19 protein-coding genes are annotated in these 18,924 nt (G+C 73.4%); 9 read left to right on the top strand and 10 right to left on the bottom strand.

Features of this window, described 5'->3' with window-relative positions; translation table 11 throughout:
• Positions 1-312: 312 nt before the first annotated feature.
• Entirely contained in the window at positions 313-738 is a 426-nt protein-coding gene (locus tag B4K29_RS05300) for a sigma factor (RefSeq protein WP_286966562.1), read from the bottom strand.
• Positions 739-757: 19 nt separating this feature from the next.
• Positions 758-2,092 carry a DUF4921 family protein gene (locus tag B4K29_RS05295; RefSeq protein ID WP_286955661.1) on the bottom strand — a complete coding sequence of 445 codons (1,335 nt, stop codon included), beginning with the start codon at positions 2,090-2,092 and terminating at the stop codon, positions 758-760.
• Positions 2,093-2,193: 101 nt separating this feature from the next.
• Here B4K29_RS05295 and B4K29_RS05290 point away from each other — a divergent pair, with 101 nt between their 5' ends.
• Positions 2,194-3,507 (top strand): MFS transporter, encoded by a 1,314-nt coding sequence (locus B4K29_RS05290; protein WP_286959068.1) that lies wholly within the window; start codon positions 2,194-2,196, stop codon positions 3,505-3,507.
• A 44-nt stretch (positions 3,508-3,551) separates the two neighbouring features.
• Here B4K29_RS05290 and B4K29_RS05285 read toward each other — a convergent pair whose 3' ends face one another.
• Both B4K29_RS05285 and B4K29_RS05280 read right to left on the bottom strand, forming a co-directional pair.
• On the bottom strand, positions 3,552-3,863 hold the full coding sequence (locus tag B4K29_RS05285) for a transcriptional regulator (protein WP_286959067.1): 312 nt from the start codon (positions 3,861-3,863) through the stop codon (positions 3,552-3,554).
• Positions 3,860-4,309 carry a hypothetical protein gene (locus tag B4K29_RS05280; protein WP_286959066.1) on the bottom strand — a complete coding sequence of 150 codons (450 nt, stop codon included), beginning with the start codon at positions 4,307-4,309 and terminating at the stop codon, positions 3,860-3,862. Before B4K29_RS05280 ends, B4K29_RS05285 begins: the two co-directional genes overlap by 4 nt.
• Positions 4,310-4,501: 192 nt before the next feature.
• On the opposite strand from B4K29_RS05280, the gene B4K29_RS05275 reads away from it, so the two are divergent.
• The 7 genes from B4K29_RS05275 to B4K29_RS05245 all read left to right on the top strand — a co-directional run bounded on the left by B4K29_RS05275 (position 4,502) and on the right by B4K29_RS05245 (position 10,922).
• The gene (locus B4K29_RS05275; protein WP_286966561.1) at positions 4,502-5,704 is read left to right on the top strand and encodes a benzoate/H(+) symporter BenE family transporter; all 1,203 of its coding nucleotides are present in this window, start codon (positions 4,502-4,504) and stop codon (positions 5,702-5,704) included.
• Between the two features lie 9 nt (positions 5,705-5,713).
• Complete coding sequence (locus B4K29_RS05270) at positions 5,714-6,997, top strand: thymidine phosphorylase (protein ID WP_019284172.1); 1,284 nt, start codon at positions 5,714-5,716, stop codon at positions 6,995-6,997.
• Positions 6,994-8,151 carry a MalY/PatB family protein gene (locus tag B4K29_RS05265; protein WP_286959064.1) on the top strand — a complete coding sequence of 386 codons (1,158 nt, stop codon included), beginning with the start codon at positions 6,994-6,996 and terminating at the stop codon, positions 8,149-8,151. The genes B4K29_RS05270 and B4K29_RS05265 overlap by 4 nt, the downstream gene beginning before the upstream one ends.
• Positions 8,152-8,159: 8 nt before the next feature.
• Entirely contained in the window at positions 8,160-8,711 is a 552-nt protein-coding gene (locus tag B4K29_RS05260; RefSeq protein ID WP_286966560.1) for a GNAT family N-acetyltransferase, read from the top strand.
• Complete coding sequence (locus B4K29_RS05255; RefSeq protein ID WP_019284169.1) at positions 8,708-8,881, top strand: hypothetical protein; 174 nt, start codon at positions 8,708-8,710, stop codon at positions 8,879-8,881. Before B4K29_RS05260 ends, B4K29_RS05255 begins: the two co-directional genes overlap by 4 nt.
• A gap of 305 nt (positions 8,882-9,186) precedes the next feature.
• Positions 9,187-9,543, top strand: a complete 357-nt coding sequence (locus B4K29_RS05250) for a cupin domain-containing protein (protein WP_019284168.1) — start codon at positions 9,187-9,189, stop codon at positions 9,541-9,543.
• A 227-nt stretch (positions 9,544-9,770) separates the two neighbouring features.
• The gene (locus tag B4K29_RS05245) at positions 9,771-10,922 is read left to right on the top strand and encodes an adenosine deaminase (RefSeq protein WP_286966559.1); all 1,152 of its coding nucleotides are present in this window, start codon (positions 9,771-9,773) and stop codon (positions 10,920-10,922) included.
• Positions 10,923-10,982: 60 nt separating this feature from the next.
• On the opposite strand, the gene B4K29_RS05240 is transcribed toward B4K29_RS05245, so the two are convergent.
• A complete protein-coding gene (locus B4K29_RS05240; RefSeq protein ID WP_286955668.1) occupies positions 10,983-11,804 on the bottom strand; it encodes an RDD family protein in 822 nt (273 codons plus the stop codon).
• A gap of 62 nt (positions 11,805-11,866) precedes the next feature.
• Between B4K29_RS05240 and B4K29_RS05235 the strand changes: the two genes are divergently transcribed.
• Positions 11,867-12,862 (top strand): stage II sporulation protein M, encoded by a 996-nt coding sequence (locus B4K29_RS05235; protein ID WP_286959061.1) that lies wholly within the window; start codon positions 11,867-11,869, stop codon positions 12,860-12,862.
• Positions 12,863-13,335: 473 nt separating this feature from the next.
• On the opposite strand, the gene B4K29_RS05230 is transcribed toward B4K29_RS05235, so the two are convergent.
• The 5 genes from B4K29_RS05230 to B4K29_RS05210 all read right to left on the bottom strand — a co-directional run bounded on the left by B4K29_RS05230 (position 13,336) and on the right by B4K29_RS05210 (position 18,918).
• Positions 13,336-14,628, bottom strand: a complete 1,293-nt coding sequence (locus tag B4K29_RS05230; protein WP_286966558.1) for a DUF58 domain-containing protein — start codon at positions 14,626-14,628, stop codon at positions 13,336-13,338.
• 115 nt (positions 14,629-14,743) lie between these two features.
• Positions 14,744-15,703 (bottom strand): AAA family ATPase, encoded by a 960-nt coding sequence (locus B4K29_RS05225; RefSeq protein ID WP_286955670.1) that lies wholly within the window; start codon positions 15,701-15,703, stop codon positions 14,744-14,746.
• Positions 15,700-17,010 carry a DUF4350 domain-containing protein gene (locus B4K29_RS05220; protein ID WP_286959059.1) on the bottom strand — a complete coding sequence of 437 codons (1,311 nt, stop codon included), beginning with the start codon at positions 17,008-17,010 and terminating at the stop codon, positions 15,700-15,702. The genes B4K29_RS05225 and B4K29_RS05220 overlap by 4 nt, the downstream gene beginning before the upstream one ends.
• The gene (locus tag B4K29_RS05215) at positions 17,007-17,660 is read right to left on the bottom strand and encodes a DUF4129 domain-containing protein (RefSeq protein ID WP_019287253.1); all 654 of its coding nucleotides are present in this window, start codon (positions 17,658-17,660) and stop codon (positions 17,007-17,009) included. Before B4K29_RS05215 ends, B4K29_RS05220 begins: the two co-directional genes overlap by 4 nt.
• Before the next feature lie 7 nt (positions 17,661-17,667).
• Positions 17,668-18,918, bottom strand: coding sequence for a hypothetical protein (locus tag B4K29_RS05210; protein ID WP_286959058.1), 1,251 nt, complete (start codon positions 18,916-18,918; stop codon positions 17,668-17,670).
• Positions 18,919-18,924 lie beyond the last annotated feature (6 nt).

The following is an 18,924-nucleotide window of genomic DNA, read 5'->3' as shown; positions in this document are numbered from 1 at the left end:
ACGCCGGTACCGCGAGACCCCCCTACCCGACGTGAAGTGACCCGTCGGGGCACGTCCGCAGGCGATTCCGCTCGACGCCGGAACTCACCCGACGTGAAGTGACCCGTCAGGGCACCCCTGCACCGCGAGACCCCTGCCATCCGACGCAACGTGACCCGTCAGGGCAGGTCCGCAGGCGACCCCGCTCTACGCCGGAGTCCTCCCGACGCAAAGTGACCCGTCCGGGCACGCCCGTGCCGCGAGACCCCCGATACCCGACGTGAAGTGACCCGTCAGGGCACCCCTGCACCGCGAGACCCCTCCCATCCGACGTCAGGTGACCCGTGGGGGCAGGTCCGCAGGCGACCCCGCTCCACGCCGGAGTTCTCCCGACGCAAAGTGACCCGTCGGGGCACGCCCGCACCGCGAAACCCCCACTACTCGACGCAACGTGACCCGTCGGGGCACGCCGTCGACCTGGTCGGGCACACCGGTGTCGGCGACCTCGGCCAGCGGCGGCTCGTGATGGCTGCGGCGGCGCGTCCGGTCGATGTAGGCGTTGGTGAGGGCGGCGCGGGGATAGCCGGCTGGGCTCTCGACGTGGTCGATGGGCCGCCAGCGGACGTACCTGCGGGCGAGCGTCTCCTGCACCAGGTCCTCGGCGAGGTGGTGGTCGTGGCAGAGCAGGTAGGCGCGGCCGGAGAGCGACCGGGCGCTGGCCCGCGCGAACTCCTCGAAGCCCGCCGGGGAGCGGCTCATGGTGAGGCCTGGCAGGTGGTCATGCCTGGTGAGACGCATCGGGCCGGGTCGGAGGTGACAGCCGTATGCCGTCCGCCAGCCGTCCCTCGTCGGCCAGGGCGTGGAGGCGGGTGACCACCCGGTCGCGGAGCGCCCACGGGTCGATGGTGTTGACGTAGATCTTGGTGCCGCCCTCGAACCCCGCCAGCGTGGACACCCGCCACTTGAGGACGATCCGCCAGGGGAGGGGCAGGTCGACGCCGGTGGGGGTGTGGTGCCACTCCTCGTTGCAGGGGACGTGGACGCCGGTGGCGGCGTGGAGGGCGTGCAGCAGGTCCGCGACGGCGTCGACCTCGTGGCGCTGCTGGCGCCAGGGCTCGCGCTGCGGCGAGAGGGAGTGGACCTCGAGGGTGGGGTAGCGGTGCCCGAACCCGGCGTAGGCGACGGCGTGCTCCGTGCGGGCGACCACGAGCCCGGCGCGCTCGGCGAGGGCGGGTCCCGCGTCGGCATACAGCGTGGGGTGGCGGCGCAGCCGTTCCTGCTCCTGCTCGGCCTGGGTGCCGAGCTCGTCGATGGCGACGAGCTGCTTGTGCAGGTGGTCGAAGGACGCGCCGGCGGGCTTCAGCCAGTTCTGGAACGCCGCGACGTAGCGCACGTGCGGGTTGCTCGCGTAGAGGTCGGCCATGGCGTCGATGGTGAATCCCACGTAGGCGCGGTGCTCCTCGGGGGTGAGCGTGCCCGACGAGGCGAGGGCGCTGGTGTCGGTGGCGCCGTCGACCAGGTGACGGCGCGCGACGATCACGTCGTGCCCGCCACCGAAGAACGCCTCGGTCCCGGCGAGCCGCTGCGCCTCGTCGAGCAGCTCCCACGCCTTGGCCGCGGTCCCGCCGGCGAGCGCCTTGGCGCGGGCGACGGCGAGCACGTGGGCGCGCCCGGCCGGGTCGGCGAGGTAGGCGTCGCGTCGTGCGCGTGCCGCAGCGGGCAGCGCGACGCCGTGGTTGAGCCGCCAGTAGTCGTAGCTGAGGATCTCGAACAGGTTCGGCACCCGGCGGAACTCGGCGATCGTGTCGTGGAGCTCGGTGCGGGACAGGCCGGTCAGCGTCGCCCACCCCGGATCTGCTTGGCCGGCGCGGGTTCTCACGAGCCGCGACTTCTCCGGCGGCGTCTCGGCGTAGCGCTCCGGGCAGAACGCGCACAACCGGTCCCGCTCGTCCTCGCCCACGGGAGCGGCGGCCAGGGCGGGTGCGCCGAGCGGCCGGTTGCCGCGCCCCGGCACCGTCCACACCTGCGTGCCGGTGAACGGGTTGACCTGCTTGACCGTCCCGTCCGGCAGCCGCGCGAGGTAGTGGTCGTCGGGGCGGCGGGCGGTCGTCATACGGCCCATCCTGCTCCTGCCCGGCGACGGTGGCGACGGTGGCGACGGTGGCGACGGTGGCGACGCTGGGGAGAGGCGGGGCGAGGACCTAGGCTGTCCCGGTGAACCTGCGCTCCGTCGTCGCCGACACCCGGCCCCTGCAGCACGGCGACTTCCGGCGGCTGTGGACCGCCAACATCATCACCGTCATCGGCGCCCAGCTGACCATCGTGAGCGTCCCGGCGCAGATCTATGCCGACACCGGTTCCTCGGCCTACGTCGGGCTCACGGGGATCTTCGGGCTCGTCCCGCTCGTGGTGTTCGGGCTGTGGGGCGGGGCGCTCGCGGACCACGTCGACAAGCGCAGGCTGCTGACCTTCACGACCGTCGGGCTGATCGTCTCGACGCTCGGCTTCTGGCTGCAGGCGGCGCTCGGGTCGACGAACGTCTGGCTGCTGCTCGGCCTGTTCGCCGTGCAGCAGGCCTTCTTCGCGGTCAACCAGCCGACGCGGACCGCGGTGCTGCCGTCGATCCTGCCGATGAACCTGCTGCCCGCGGCCAACGCGCTCAACATGACGCTGTTCATGGCCGGCGCGATCGCCGGGCCGCTGGTGGCGGGGGCGCTGATCCCGCTCGTCGGCTTCTCGTGGCTCTATCTCACCGATGCGATCTGCCTGCTCGCCACGCTGTATGCCGTCCGCCGCCTGCCCCCGCTGCCCGCGGAGCGTCACGACGGGGCGCCCTCATCCGCGCCCGGGCTGCGCTCGGTGATCGACGGGATCCGTTATCTCGGAGGGCATCCCGTCCTGATGATGAGCTTCGTGGTGGACCTGATCGCCATGGTCTTCGGGATGCCGCGGGCGCTGTTCCCCGAGATCGCGCACGTCAACCTGGGTGGCGAGGCCGGGGGAGGGCCGGCCTTCGCGGTGCTCTTTGCCGCGATCCCGGTCGGCGCGGTGCTCGGCGGGGTGTTCTCCGGGTGGGTGTCGCGCGTGCAGATGCACGGTCGCGCGGTGGTGCTGTGCATCGTGGCGTGGGGGGTGGCGGTCGCGCTGGCGGGTGCGGCGGTGCTGCCGGCCGACGGGCGGCTGCATCCGTGGATCTGGCTGGCGGCGGTCGCCCTGGCCATGGCGGGGGCGGCGGACATGGTGTCGGCGGCGTTCCGGCAGTCGATGCTGCAGTCGGCGGCGTCGCCGGAGGTGCGTGGTCGGCTGCAGGGGATCTTCATCGTGGTGGTGGCCGGTGGGCCCCGCATCGCGGACGTGGCGCACGGCTATGCGGCGGGCCTGGTGGGGGCGGCGTGGGCGACGCTGGCCGGTGGCGTGCTCGTGGTCCTCCTGGTGCTGGCGGCGTCGGCGCTGGTGCCGTCCTTCGCGCGCTACCGCGCAGACCTGCCCCCGGCGGAGGCATCGACCGGCCGTCGTTCCCCAGGCTGATGCCTTTGCCGCCGGCGGGTATGGCGACGTCCGGGTCCACGCGCTCAGGCTGACGCGAGGCCGCGGACGATCTCGTCGAGCGCCTCGAGGTGGGCCGCCAGCGCCGCGCGACCCGCGCGCGTGAGCCGGAAGTGCGTCTGGGGCGTCTTGCCGCGGAAGGTCTTCTCCGACATGAGATAGCCGGCGTCCTCGAGGATCGCCGCGTGCTTCGACAGCAGCGCATAGCTCACGTCGAGGGCGTCCTTGAGCGTCTGGTAGTCGGCCGAGTCCACGCTGGCCAGCGCGCACATGATCGTGAGGCGGACCGGCGAGTGGACGACGTCGTCCAAGGACTGCCGTGCGGCGGCGAGGGTCACCGGGCGGCCCGGACGAGTCGGGCGCCGACGAGGGCGAGGGGGAGTGCGCCGACCAGGGCGACGAGCGAGGTCCACGCCCATCCGACGTCGTGCCCCTTCGCCGGGACGATCCAGAACCACCCGGCCACGAGGACCAGCGCGAGCATCCAGGCGATCGCGGTCACCATGGCCGCCCGGTGCCCGCGGGGATGCACCTGGCGGTGGGCGTGGGTCTGCCGCAGCAGCCAGGTCGTCCCCGCGGCCGTCACGAAGAGGGCGGCGAAGCGGATGATCCCTCCCCACTCCATCGCGTGCGTCTGGTAGAGGAGCGCGTGGCAGGCGCCGAAGACGGCGGCCACGCTGACGACATACCAGCCCTCGGTGCTGGACACGCGCTGGGGGACCCGGCTCCTGGACTCGGCGGCGGCGTTGCTGAACCGACCGCCCGGGCTGCTGCTCGTTGACATGTATCCATCATGGCGAGCGCTTAACGATGCGTCAAGTGAGCCAGGCGATGAGGGCGCCTCATCGGGCGGCCGGGGGCGCCATACCTCCGGGCCAGTCCTAGGCACCTCCCCGGGGTGACCCGGTGCCGCCCCGGCTAGCGTGGTCGCGGCCATTGCCGGGCGCTCCCGGTGCCCCCGCTCCGAGAGGTCCGCGTGACCACCGCAACCCGCACCCGTCCTGACCTGCGCCGCGACGCCAGCCTGTCCGCCGTCCTCGCCGGGTTCGTCGCCGTGGCGATCTCGTATGCCAGCCCGCTGCTCGTCGTGCTCGAGGCGGCACGGGCGGGCGGGCTGTCACCGCAGCTCACCGCCTCGTGGGTGTGGGCGATCTCGGTGGGCTCGGGGCTCGTCTGCCTCGTCACGTCGTGGTGGACGAAGCAGCCGGTCATGGTCGCCTGGTCGATCCCGGGTGCGGCGCTGCTGATCACCTCGCTCGGCGACTACCGGTTCTCGGACGCGATCGGGGCCTATGTCGTGTGCGGCGTCGTGTCCGTGCTGCTGGGGGCGACCGGCCTGGTGGGGCGCCTCCTGCAGGCGGTGCCGCGACCGATCACGGCGGCGGTGCTGGCGGGCGTGCTGTTCCCGTTCGCCCTCAAGGTGGCGGCCGCGGTCGTCGGACAGCCCGTCGTGGCGGGCGGGCTCGTGCTCGGCTACCTCGTGGGGAGGCGGTGGCAGCCGCGCTACGCGGTGTTCCTGGCGCTCGCGACCGGCGGCTTGCTCGCGGTGGTGACGGGGCAGGCGAAGGCCATGGCGGTGCGGCTCACGCTGACGACGCCCACGTGGACGACGCCGATGTGGTCCTGGGACGCGATCCTCGGCATCGCCCTGCCGCTGCTCATCGTGACCGCGGTCGGGCAGAACGCCCCCGGCCTGATCGTCATGCACAACAGCGGGTATGACGCCGACGACCGCCTCCTGCTCGGCGCGAGCGGGGTGGCGTCGGTGCTGGCGGCGCCGTTCGGGTCGCACGCGCTCAACATGGCCGCCGTCACCGCCGCCATCGCCACCTCCGAGGAGTCCCACCCCGACCACGACCGCCGCTACGTGGCGGGCATGGCGTGCGGATTCTTCTACGTGCTCGGCGGGTTCGCGGCGGACACGATCGTGTCGCTGTTCTCCGCCATACCGGCGGGCATGCTCACGGCCCTCGCGGGGGTGGCGCTGCTGTCGCCGTTGCAGGCCTCGATCTACGACACCATGCACGAGGGTGACCACCACCGCAGCGTCACCGAGGCGGCGCTGATCACCTTCGCCGTCACGGCGTCCGGGGTGCAGGCGCTCGGCATCGTGTCGGCGTTCTGGGGGCTCCTGGCGGGGGTGGTGGCCTATGCCGTCCTGCGTCCGCGCCCCCGGTAGGGTCTGGGCATGAGTGAGCAGCACGATGCCGTCGACGTCATCCGCGCCAAGCGCGACCACCAGCCGCTGAGCGACAGCCAGATCGACTGGGTGATCGACGCCTACACGCGCGGCGCGGTCGCGGACGAGCAGATGTCGGCCCTGGCCATGGCGATCCTGCTCAACGGGATGAGCCGCGAGGAGATCTCGCGGTGGACCGCGGCGATGATCGCGAGCGGCGAGCGGCTGGACTTCTCCTCGCTGTCGCGCCCGACCGCGGACAAGCACTCGACCGGCGGCGTGGGCGACAAGATCACCCTGCCGCTCGCGCCCCTCGTCGCGGCCTGCGGCGTCGCGGTGCCGCAGCTGTCCGGGCGCGGGCTCGGCCACACGGGAGGCACGCTCGACAAGCTCGAGTCCATCCCCGGCTGGCAGGCGGGCCTCGCCAACGACGCGATGATGCGTCAGCTCGAGGACGTCGGCGCCGTGATCTGCGCGGCGGGTTCCGGCCTGGCCCCCGCCGACAAGAAGCTCTATGCCCTGCGTGACGTGACCGGCACCGTGGAGGCCATCCCGCTGATCGCGAGCTCGATCATGTCCAAGAAGATCGCCGAGGGCACCGGCGCGCTCGTGCTGGACGTCAAGGTCGGGTCCGGCGCGTTCATGAAGACCGTGGACGACGCCCGCGAGCTCGCCCGCACCATGGTCGATCTCGGGACGGACGCCGGCGTCACCACGGTCGCGCTGCTCACCGACATGACCACCCCGCTGGGGCTGACGGCGGGCAACGCGCTCGAGGTCCGCGAGTCGGTCGAGGTCCTCGCCGGTGGCGGGCCCGCGGACGTCGTCGAGCTGACGGTCGCGCTGGCGCGCGAGATGCTCTCTGCCGCGGGGGTTTCGGATGTGGACCCCGCGGACGCGCTGGCCGATGGCCGCGCGATGGACGTATGGCGCCGCATGGTCGCCGCCCAGGGTGGCGACCCCGACGCCGAGCTGCCCACGAGCAAGGAGCAGCACGTGATCACCGCCCCCGCGAGCGGGGTGCTGCAGTCGCTCGACGCCTATGCGGTGGGGGTCGCCGCGTGGCGCCTGGGCGCCGGACGGGCGCGCAAGGAGGACCCCGTCCAGGCGGGTGCGGGCGTCGAGATGCACGCCAAGCCAGGCGATTCCGTCACGACCGGGCAGCCGCTGCTGACCCTGCACACGGACACGCCCGAGCGGTTCGACCGGGCCGTCGCCTCCCTCGAGGGTGCGTGGACGATCGGCGAGGACCGGCCCGAGCGCCCCGACGTCGTGATGGAGCGGATCGCATGAGCGGCGTTGCGGCACACGTGGAGTGGCTCGACCTGCCGCACCTGCGCGCGCGACGCAGCGCGAAGTGGACGCTCTACGACCCCGACGTGCTGCCGATGCCGGTCGCCGAGATGGACTGCCTGCTGGCGCCGCCCGTCGCCGAGGCGCTGAATCGCGCTGTGGCGCTGGGCGACACGGGCTACCCGAGCTTCGGGCGAGGGCTGCACGAGGCGTTCGCCGGCTTCGCGGGGCGCCGGTGGGGCTGGGACGTCGACCCGGACCAGGTGACGCTGTGCGGCGACGTGTCCGTGGGGATGATGGCGGCGATCTCGGCGCTGCTATCGCCCGGAGACGCCTTCATCATCATGCCGCCGGTCTATCCGCCGTTCTTCCGCTGGGGCGGCGAGACGGGCATGCGCACGGTGGAAGTCCCTCTGCTGCAGTCCGACTCGGGCTACGCGCTGGACCTCGACGGCATCGAGCGCGAGCTGCGGGCCGGCGCCAAGGCCGTGCTCCTGTGCAACCCGCACAACCCCGTCGGATGGGTCCACTCGCGCGAGTCCCTCACGGCCCTGGCGGATCTCGTGTCCGGCTACGAGGCCGTCGTGCTGAGCGACGAGATCCATGCGCCGCTGACCCTGCCCGGGCACACGTTCACGCCATACCTCACCGTCTCCGACGCGGCCCGGCAGCAGGGGATCGCGGTGCACGCAGCCTCCAAGGCGTGGAACCTCGCCGGGCTCAAGGCCGCCCTGATCGTCTCGGGGTCAGACGTCATGCGGGACCGGCTGTCTCGAGGGCTGCCCTACGAGACGCCCTGGCATGCTGGGCAGTTCGGCTATCTCGCGTCCGAGGCGGCCTATCGCGACGGCGATCCGTGGCTCGACGCGCTGGTGACCGACCTCGCAGCCCACCACCAGCAGGTGCGGGACGGGCTCCCCGCCGGGGCGCGGGTCGCGGTGCCGGCGCAGGCGACCTTCCTGTCCTGGATCGACGCGAGCGGCCTCGACCTGGGCGATCATCCGGCCGCGCGGTTGCTGGCGGAGGCCCGCCTGGCCGTCGGGATCGGCAGCGAGTTCGGAACCGCGTGGGGCGACCACATCCGCATCAACGTCGGCACCGGTCCCGACGTCATCGCCGAGGGGCTGCGGCGCCTCGGCTCGGTCCTCTCCTGACCCGCCGTATGCCGCCCGTGGGTCGTCGTCACGTCGTCTCGCTGCGGCAGCTGTCCGTGGCCGACGCCCCGGTCCTTGCTTCCTGGGCTGCGGACGACGAGTTCTGCGAGGCTGCCGAGTGGAGTCGCGGCCTCACGGTCGACCAGCACGAGACGCGTTGGCGCTCAAGGCTGTCCGATGGGTTCGGGCCCGGTCTGCTCCGTCTCGGCGCCGAGCTCGACGGCCGTCTGGTCGGCTACGTCGACCTCCACGGGACCGACGAGCAGCGGCGCGAGCTCGGCTATCTCGTCGGTGGTCGAGAGCGGTGGGGGAGAGGCCTCGGCGCGGCGGTCGCGCGGGCCGGGCTGGCGCATGCTTTCCTCGCGCTGGGGCTCGCCGAGGTGTGGGCGGAGGCGGTCGATGCCAACCCTGCCTCCGTGCGGATCCTTCAGGGCCTCGGGATGATCGAGACGGGCAGGGGAGAGGATCATGTCTACCGCGGGATCCCCTCCCACCACCGGCGGTTCACCATCACGGCAGACTCGTGGTGCGCCCTCCACCACGACAAGGAGACCTCATGAGCAACCAGACGACCGGCAAGGTGCTGGCGGTGCTGATCTGCCTGATCGTCCTGGTGCCCCTGGCGATCATGAGCGTGTGGCAGCCGGTCCGGATCGGCCTGCCCGCCCTGGTCTTCGTGCTGACGGGCGTGGTCGTCCTGGTGATGAACGCCCGCAAGTCCAAGCGCTGACGGTCTCGGGCAGACCGCCTCGGGCTCAACGGGCGAGCAGGTCGGGGGTCGTCGAGAGGGGGGCGGGAATCGCGCCAGCGGGGATGAGCCCTCCCGTTCGCGCATGCTGGTCCACCTCAAGCTGTCGGCCCCACGCCAGCGGGGATCGAGTTGACCTCGCGCACGAGACGAAGCGCTCACATCTGCTCGTGCACTCGCCCACAAGGGTGTGTCCTTATGTCTCTATCCAAAGGACATCGCGGGTGTCCTTTGGATAGAGACATAGAGACACGGGCTCGTGTGCCGCGGATGGGTAGGCTCCTGGCATGCCCGAGCTCATCACGGACCCCGTCCGCATCCCCGTCCCCGGCGGCAAGATCATCGACGAGCACGTCGGAGCCGCCTCGACGGGCGACCGCGGTGTGTCCGTCGCCCGCATGGAGGCGCCCGCCGGCTGGACCGAGCCCTACCAGACGCCGGACTTCGACGAGGTCACGGTGGTGCTGGGCGGTGAGGTCGTCGTGGACCACGACGGTGGCCCCACCAGCGTCCTCGCAGGTCAGAGCATCGTGACCCGCGCCGGCGAGCGGATCCGCTATCGGGTGGGGCCGGAGGGTGCGACATACCTCGCGATCTGCACCCCGGCGTTCACCCCGGAGGGCGTCCACCGCGACGAGGACTGACGCGCTGGCGTCCCGGGTCCGGGATCCTCGCTGCCGGGCGAGCTGGCCCAGGACCCGCCGCGGGCCGAGGCATCAGCCTGGCGAACGAGGGCTGGTCGATGCCTCTGCCCCCGGCGAAGGCATCGGCCTGGCGAACGAGGGCTGGTCGATGCCTCTACCCCCGGCGAAGGCATCGGCCTGGCGAACGAGGGCCGGTCGATGCCTCTACCCCCGGTAGGGTCGTGAGGGTGACCAGTCGAGACAGCAGCTCCCCGGCATACGACGTCGACCCGCAGGTCGCCCGAGCACCCAAGGTGCTCCTGCACGAGCACCTCGACGGCGGGCTGCGGCCCGCCACCGTCCTCGAGCTCGCCCGCGAGACGGGGTATGACGCCCTGCCCGCCGACGACGCGACCGACCTCGGGCGCTGGTTCCGCGAGAGCGCGGACTCCGGCTCCCTGGTGCGCTACCTCGAGACCTTTGCGCACACCGTCGGGGTGATGCAGACGCCGGACGCGCTGCGGCGGGTCGCCCGCGAGGAGGTCCTGGACCTGGCGCGCGACGGCGTCGCCTACGCCGAGATCCGTTATGCGCCAGAGCTGCACCTCGAGCGGGACCTCACCCTCGAGGAGGTCGTCGAGGCCGTCAACGAGGGATTCCGCGAGGGCGAGGTGCTGGCTCGTGAGGAGGGGCGGCAGATCCGCGTCACCGCGCTGCTCACCGCCATGCGTCACGCCGCGATGAGCCGCGAGATCGCCGAGCTGGCCGTCCGCTACCGGGAGCAGGAGGTCAGCGGCTTCGACATCGCGGGGGCCGAGGCGGGCTACCCGCCCACCCGGCACCTCGACGCGTTCCAGTACCTCGCCCGCGAGAACGCCCACTTCACGATCCACGCGGGGGAGGCCTTCGGGCTGCCGTCGATCCAGGAGGCGCTGACCTGGTGCGGCGCCGACCGGCTCGGCCACGGCGTGCGCATCGTCGACGACCTCACGGTGGACGGCATCGCCTATCCGCAGTGGGCGGCCGAGCACGACCAGCTGCCCGACGTGCGGGACGTGCGGCTGGGGCTGCTGGCGGCCTACGTCCGCGACAAGCGCGTCCCCCTCGAGATGTGCCCGAGCAGCAACGTCCAGACCGGCGCCTCCGCGAGCATCGCGCTGCACCCGATCACGCTGCTCAAGGACCTGCGCTTCCGCGTGACCGTCAACACCGACAACCGCCTGATGAGCGACACGAGCATGGGCAAGGAGATGACCCTGCTCGTGCGCGACGCCGGCTGGACGATGACGGACCTGCGCTGGGTGACGATCAACGCGATGAAATCCGCGTTCATCGCCTTCGACCAGCGGCTCGCCCTGATCGACGAGGTCATCAAGCCGGGGTATGCCGAGCTGACCTGATCACGGCTGCCGCCTGTCGCAGCTGCGGCGATCGCGCCGGCGGAGGTCTGGGCCAGCCGCTCAGACGTGGGGCAGGACGCGGTGCCGGGTGGCGGCGTCGCGGGCCAGCCGCTGCGCGTCGCGGTGACCGCGCTCGGCGACGACGGTCTGCAGCAGGGCCTCGGGGTGGGTGCCGGCCGGGGGCGGCGGCATGACGTGCTGCGCGACGGTCGCGGCGAGCTCCTGGGCGATGCGGGCCCGGGCCACGGGATCGAGGCCCTCGCGGCGGTGCAGGAACTGGCGGGTGGCCAGCGACAACGCGTCCGGCAGCGGCGCGATGTCGGCGCTCGCGGCCCACGCGGACAGCTCGGGGGCGGGCGGCACGGGCGGTGGCAGCTGCAGCCGGAGGCGGTCCCGGACGGCATACGTGCCTGCCGCGAGGTCACCGAGCCGCTTGCCGCGCGCGGTGAGCACCACCGCGCAGAAGGCCACGGCGCCGCTCGTGCTCCAGATCTCCAGGAAGCCGATGAGCGAGCGCGTCAGGCACTGGCGGAAGGCCACCGGGCCGCCGTCGTCGCGCACGATGCAGGTGCCGGTGGCGAGCTTGCCCACCGACCGTCCGCGGGTCAGCGTCTCGATGACCGCGGGCAGGATCACCAACGTCGTCACGACCGTGGTGAGGACCAGCGCCGCGCCGGCCGCCTCGTCGAGGTCGCCCAGCACGCCACCGAAGGCCAGGGACAGGCCGAAGAGCAGCAGGGCCCCGCAGACCACGTCGATCGCGCCGGACGCGACGCGCAACCCCGGCCCGGCGGCGGGCACGCGCAGCGCCACCGCGTCTCCGGTGACGAGATCGTCCTCGCCCACACCGATCGTGGGGCGTGCTGACCTGGGCGGCTGCATGTCTGGCAGCCTAGCGGGCTGGGCCGGCCCGGTCCGCGAGGGGCGCGGGCTAGGGTGGGGGCGTGGACCTGGACGCCTACGTCGCGGCCCACCGGGGGGAGTGGGACGAGCTCGACGCTCTGACGCGTCGGTCGCGGCTCTCCGCGGAGGAGGCCGACCGCCTGCTCGACCTCTATCAACGGGTCGGCACGCACCTCGCCGTCGTGCGCACCAGTGCGCCGGATCCCGCTGTTGTGCAATGGCTCTCGGGCGTCCTGGCGCGGGCGCGGCGACGTGCCTCGGGGACGCGGACCGGGTCGGTGCGGGACATCGCCCGGTTCTTCACCGAGACCTTCGCGGCCACGCTCTACCACCTGCGCTGGTGGTGGCTGACGACGACGGTGCTCAGCCTGGTCGTGGCGTTCGCGGCGGGCTGGTGGTTCTATCACAACCCCACCGTCGAGAACTCCCTGATGAGCCCCTCCGAGGTCGCGCAGTACGTCAACACCGACTTCGAGAGCTACTACTCCGAGCACGCGGCCACCAGCTTCGCCGCGCGCGTGTGGACCAACAACGCCTGGGTCGCCGCGCAGTGCATCGCGATGGGCGTGCTCGGAGCACCCGTCGTCTATGTCCTGCTGCAGAACGTCATCAGCGTCGGCGTCATCGGCGCCCTGATGGTCCGCCACGGACGGGGCGCGCTGTTCTTCGGCCTGATCCTGCCGCACGGGCTGCTCGAGCTGACCGCGGTGTTCGTGGCGGCGGGGGTGGGTCTGCGGCTGTTCTGGTCGTGGGTCGAGCCCGGCCCGAGGACTCGTATGGCGTCCCTGGCCGCCGCCGGCCGCACCACGGTCGGGGTGGCGATGGGGCTGGTGGTGGTGCTCCTCGTGTCGGGCGTCCTCGAGGCGTTCGTGACGCCGTCGGGCCTGCCGACGTGGGCGCGCATCACGATCGGCGTGCTGGCCGAGGTGGCGTTCTTCGCCTATGTGTTCGTGGTCGGTCGGCGTGCGGCGGCCCGAGGCGTGACGGGTGACGTGGACGACGCCGATCGCGAGGACGAGGCCGTCGCGTCCCTCTGACCTCGACTCGCCCGCCCCCGCCCGCTGCCCTCACCCGCTGCCCTCACCCGCTGCCCTCACCCGGCGCCCTCACCCGGCGCCCTCACCCGCTGCCCTCACCCGCTGCCCTCACCCGGCGCCTTCACCCGGCGCCATTGGTCACCAACGACGTCTGAGCGGCCCTCTTGAACGTTCCAAAACGTCACTGGTGACCAATGGCGCGACGCGGGGCGGTGAGTGGGCGCGTATGGCGGCTCCCGGTCGCTGGAAGCTGCGATTCCTGCCCATTCGTCGAGGCGCGCGGCGGCAGGTAGACGCCCGATCCAGGATCCGCCTGAGCTGGACACATCCGCCTGGCGTGCCAGGTCGGGCGGATGTGACTACCTCGGGTACGTGCATCAGCCTGGGGGACGGAGGCCGGTCGATGGACCTACCGGGGGCGGGATCATCAGCCTGGGGGACGAAGGCCGGTCGATGCCTCGGCCGGCGGCGGGTCAGAGGAGGCCGCGGGACTTGAGCATGAGGTAGTGGTCGGCGAGGGCCGGCGCGAGGTCCTGCGGCGGCGCGTCCACCACGGTCACGCCGAGCCCGGCCAGCGCGTCGGCGGTCTGCGTGCGCTGCGTGCGCGTCCGCTCCGCCGCCGCCGCGCCGTAGGCCTCCTCGGCGGTGCGGCGGGCGCTCGCCATCCGGTCCAGGTCGGGGTCGGCGCAGGAGGCGATGCACACGCGCTGGCGCCGGGTGAGGAGCGGCAGCACGGGCAGGAGCGACTCGGCGACGGCGGCCGGCTCGAGCGGGGTCAGGAGCACGAGCAGCGAGGGACGGCGGGCCTGCCGGGCCACCGCGGAGGCCAGCGCCTGCCAGTCGGCCTCGACGATGGCGGGCTGCACGGTCGCGAGCGCGTCGGAGACCGCGGCGAGCAGGTCGGTGCGGGCCACCCCGGCGAGCTGGGCGCGCACGACGCGGTCGCCGGCGACGAGGTCGACGTGGTCGCCGGCGTGCGCGGCCAGGGCCGTGAGCAGCAGCGATGCCTCGATGGCGGCGTCCAGGCGGGTCGTGTCGTCGACCCGCCCCCCCGACAGGCGCGAGGGGTCGACGACGAGGGGGATCCGCCGGTCGCGCTCGGGTCGCCAGGTCCGCACGACCAGCTCGCTGCGCCGCGCCGACGCGCGCCAGTCGATCGAGCGGACGTCGTCGCCCTCGACGTACTCGCGCAGGGAGTCGAACTCAGTCCCCTGCCCGCGCACCCGCACGGCCGAGCGGCCGTCGATCTGCCGCAGCCGCGCGAGCCGGCTCGGCAGGTGCCGCCGCGAGTGGAAGGGCGGCAGCACGCGCACCGTCCCCGGCACGTCGACGGACGCCTGGCGCCCGGCGATCCCCAGCGGTCCGAGGGTGCGCACGGTGACGAGGTCCGTATGCCGGTCCCCGCGCCGCACGGGCGTCAGCGCGGTCTCGACCTCGACCGAGGCACCGGGCGCCACCGCGATCCGGTGCCGCTCGCCGCTGGTCCCGGCCGACGGCTGCCAGGCGTCGCGCAGCACGCCGCGGGCGGTCCGGCGGGACGCGTTGTGCACGTGCAGCCGGGTCGTGGTGGTGGTCTCGGCGCGGATGGTCCCGACGCGGTCGCGGGTGATCGACAGGCGGCGCGGCGAGGCGGCCAGCAGCGCGTCGACCCCGGCGACCACCACGACGAGCACCAGCCACAGCGTGGCGGTGAGGGGCTCGGGGCGCAGCAGCACCGGCACCACGCCCAGCAGGGCGAGCACCACGGCGCGGCCGGTCAGCGTCATCGCCGCGTCGAGCCTGACCGCGGCGAGGCCAGCGACCCCGGGCGCAGGATCGGCGGCGCGGGCGCTGGGCCCGCTGCGGTTCCTGCGCCCGCTGCGGTCACGGCCGTCACAGCTGTCATCGCGGCACCGGCACGGCGTCCAGCGCGGTCTGCAGCACCGCGCCGACCGACACGCCCTCGAGCTCGGCCTCGGGCCGCAGCGACAGGCGGTGGGCGAGCGTGGCGTGCGTGAGGGTCTTGACGTCGTCCGGGGTCACGTAGTCGCGACCGTTGAGCCACGCCCACGCCCGCGAGGTGGCGAGCAGCGCCGTCGCCCCACGGGGTGAGGCGCCCAGCGACAGGGACGGCGCGGTGCGGGTGGCACGGCATACGTCCACGACATAGGCGACGACCTCGGGGGCGACGCCGACGGTCCGCACGGCCGCCGCCCCGGCGAGCAGGTCCGCGCCCGACGCGACCGGCCGCACCCCCGCGGAGGCGAGGTCACGCGGGTCGAAGCCGCGGGCGTGCCGCGAGATGACCTCGATCTCCTGCTCGCGCGGCGGCACGGGCAGCACCACCTTGAGCAGGAAGCGGTCGAGCTGCGCCTCGGGGAGGGGATAGGTGCCTTCGTACTCGACGGGGTTCTGCGTGGCAGCGACGAGGAAGGGCTCGGGCAGCGGCCGGGACGTCCCGTCGACGGTGACCTGCCGCTCCTCCATCGCCTCGAGCAGCGCGGCCTGCGTCTTGGGCGGGGTGCGGTTGATCTCGTCGGCGAGCAGCAGGTTGGTGAAGACCGGGCCCGGCCGGAACTCGAACTCTGTGGTGCGGGCGTCGAAGATCATCGACCCGGTCACGTCGCCCGGCATCAGGTCCGGCGTGAACTGCACGCGCCGCGTGTCGATCGACAGGGCCGTGGCGAGGGTGCGCACGAGCAGCGTCTTGGCGACGCCGGGGACCCCCTCGAGCAGGACGTGACCGCGGCTGAGCAGGCCGATGAGCAGCCCCGTCACGGCGGCGTCCTGCCCGACGACGGCCTTGGCCACCTCGGAGCGCACGGCCTGCAGGGCCTCGCGGGCGCTGGTGTGGTCGGTCATGGGTGGCGTACCTCTTCCTCGAGCTGGGCCAGGTCGGTCGCGGTCGCGGCCAGGTCGGCGTCGGTGGTGGGGTCGGGTCCGGCGAGCAGGGCTCGTATGTCGTCGCGCTCGCGCCCCGTGGCCCGCGCCACGGCCGCGACGACCGCCTCGTCGTCGGCGCCCGCGGGCAGCCCGAGCCGGATCGCGAGACGTCGCCGGGTGGCGCTGCGCAGGGCATCGGCGGCGTGGCCGCGCCCCGCGGCACGTCGATAGAGCCGGCCGCGGGCGACCGTCGTCTCGCTGGCCCGCACCACGACGGGGAGGGGCTCGACGGCGAGCCGCCCGAGTCGACGTCCGCGCCACCACATGGTGAGCAGGACGGCGCCGCCGAGCAGGAGCAGCAGGGGCATGAACCACGCTGGGGCGACGCTGGGTTCGCCGCGCACGGTGTCGCCCTCGCTGATGTCGGAGAAGGCCGGGGCGTACCACACGAGGTGTCGCTCGCTGCCGAGCAGGCGCAGCGCGAGGGCCGCGTTGTCGTCCTGGGTGATGGTGCCGTTGGTGACGATGCCCGCGGGGGCGAGCAGGTCGGTGCGGGGCCGGCCGTCGGCCGCCGGGAGGGTCAGCAGGGCGTGCCCCTCGCCGACGGGGTAGCAGCCCCGGGCACCGTCGGTGTCCCACGACGACCCGAGGTCATCGGCGGTCGGGTCCTGGGAGGGCTCCTCGCCCGGGCCGAACGGCAGGTCCGAGCCCCCCGACCCGTCCGACCCGTCCGACCCCTCGCCCGCCGCCTCGGCGACCTGCTCCCGGGTCATGACCGCATAGCCGGCGCCTCGCGAGGAGATGTCCGGGGACGCAGCGGCGGCGGGGTCGGTGCAGCGGGCCCCCTCGGGATCGTTCTCGTCGGCTCGGGTCAGCGTGACGGGCAGGTCCAGGTCGTGCAGCGCGCTGCGGGGCAGACCCAGCAGGACGAGGCGTCCGGCGCCGTCGAGCCGCTCGTCGACCTCCAGCATCGCCTCGGTCGTGAGCGCGCCGGTGTCGGACACGACGACGGTGGTGTCCTCGTCGACGCGGGCCGCCGCCAGCTCCTCGCGCGTGCGCACCACGTCCACCTCGACGCCCTCGCGCCGCAGGACCTCCGCGACCGCCTTGGTGCCCCCGGCGTCCACGGTGCCGGGGTCCATCGGGACGCCGCTGCCCTGCGGCAGGCTGCGCCACACGGCCACGGCGAGCAGGGCCACCAGCACGGCGACCCACACCGTCTTGGTGCGGCGGCTCGTGGGGCGGCGGTCCCGCTCGCGGGGGCCGAGGATCACGTCGAGGCTCATCGCGCCTCCCGCAGCTCGGCCGCCAGCGCCAGCACGCTCTCGGCCTGCTCGGCGGTGGTGCGCTGCGGCTCGTCCGCACCCGGCACGGGGCCGTCGGGGTGCCCGTAGCACGCGGCGTCGAAGATCTCCGCGGACCGGTGGGCGCGGTCGGCATACGACGGGAGGGCCTCGGCCGCGGCCCGGCTGACCTCCTGGGCGGTGCGCCCGGGGGCGTCGTGCACGACGTCGCGGTCGTCGAGGGCGACGACCAGCGCGCGGAAGGCCGACACCACGGCCCGGTCGTGGGCCGCGTGGTCCAGGTGCTCGCGCGCCTCGCCGAGGTAGTCGACGGCCGAGCGCGCCGGGTCGGTGAGCCCACCGGCGCGGCGGCGGCGCTCCTCGGCGACGGAACGAAGGTCGCGCAGCTTCCACCCGAGCAGGGCGAGCAGCAGGAGCAGCACCGCGACGAGCACGGCCACGCCGATGCCCGAGGGGGCGCCGGGCGCGCCCGAGAACAGGTCGTCGAACCACGCCAGGACGATGTCGAGCAGGGACGGGCGAGGGTACCCGGGCCGGGTCAGCTCCTGCTCCAGCAGGCGGCGCGCCTCGTCGGAGCCCGGCTCGACCGGGACCGAGGAGACGGGCAGGGCCAGCCCGAGGGAGCCGGTCACGGAGCGGTCAGCGCTCCTGGGTGGCTCGCCGCTCGACGGCCCGCGCCAGCTCGACGTCCAGGCCCTCGCGGCGGATCCGCTGGTCGATGTAGAGCAGCGTGCTCACCGTCGAGGTGATCGGCGTCGTCACGGCGGCGATGAGGACCTGGGCCAGCCCGACGATCACCATCATGACGAGGAAGCCCGATGCCAGGCTGTCGGGGCTGTCGGAGGACGTCGCGAACACCGCGAGCATGCCGATCATGGTGACGGGGAACATCAGCGCCCCGGAGGCGAACCCGACGACCAGGTTGGTGACGAGCTGGATGCCGAACAACCGCCAGAAGGCGCCTCGGCTCAGGGCCCAGCTGCGCCGCAGGGACTCGATCACGCCGATGCGCTCGAGGATCAGGGCGGACGTCGCCAGCCCCAGCCGGACGTAGGCGAAGACGAAGACAGGTGCCAGCACCAGCCCGCCGAGGACCGCGAGGGCGCCGTCGAGCTGCGCGAGCCCGTAGAGGGCGAGGGCCACGAGGCCGAGGCCCGCGAGCCAGAGCAGGCCCGTGACCAGCAGGAACAGCAGCAAGCGGGCGATCTGCGGGCGCAGCTCGCGCCAGGCCTCGCCGATGGTGGCGCGCTCGCCGATCACCGCCCGGGACACGACGACGCACAGGACGAGGGTGGCGGCGCTGGCGAAGAGGCTCGACGGCACCTGGACGAGGTTGAGCAGGGGGCTGCTCCCGTTGTCCGGGTCGCTGAGGTCGCCCATCCGCTGCACGCCCCCGGCGAGCAGCCATCCGACGAAGGGGATGATCAGGAGCAGCCCGATCAACTGCAGCGCGAGCGAGAGCCCGATCGTGGCGCGCGGGTTGAAGCGCAGGATCTTGAAGCCGGCCCCGAGGATGTCGCCGAGGAACAACGGCCGCAGCGGGACGATGCCCGGGTTGGTGACCATGGCCATCGAGGGATAGCCGCCCGGGGGCGGTGCCTGGCCGTATGCCGGACCCTGCCCGTAGGCCGGAGGCGGCCCGTAGGCCGGAGGCGGCCCGTAGGCCGGAGGCTGGCCGTAGCCCGGCTGCTGGCCATGGCCATGGCCCTGGGGCTGCTCGTGACCGGGCTGCTGCGGGTGGCCGGAAGGCGCCGCGTAGCCGGGCTGGTAGGCCGGCGGGGCAGGGGCCTCGCCCGTGGGGTCGTAGGGCGGCGGAGGGGGCAGCGGCGTGCTGCCGCCCGCCCGGTCCTCGCCGTCGCGGCCTGGCGCCGCCCACTGGTCGTTGCTCATCGTCGC

The sequence above is a fragment of the Arsenicicoccus sp. UBA6765 genome (genome assembly GCF_002453335.1).
GTDB lineage: Bacteria > Actinomycetota > Actinomycetes > Actinomycetales > Dermatophilaceae > Arsenicicoccus > Arsenicicoccus bolidensis.
The sequence above is the reverse complement of the archived record's forward strand: the minus strand, read 5'-3'. Positions and strand labels throughout refer to the sequence as shown.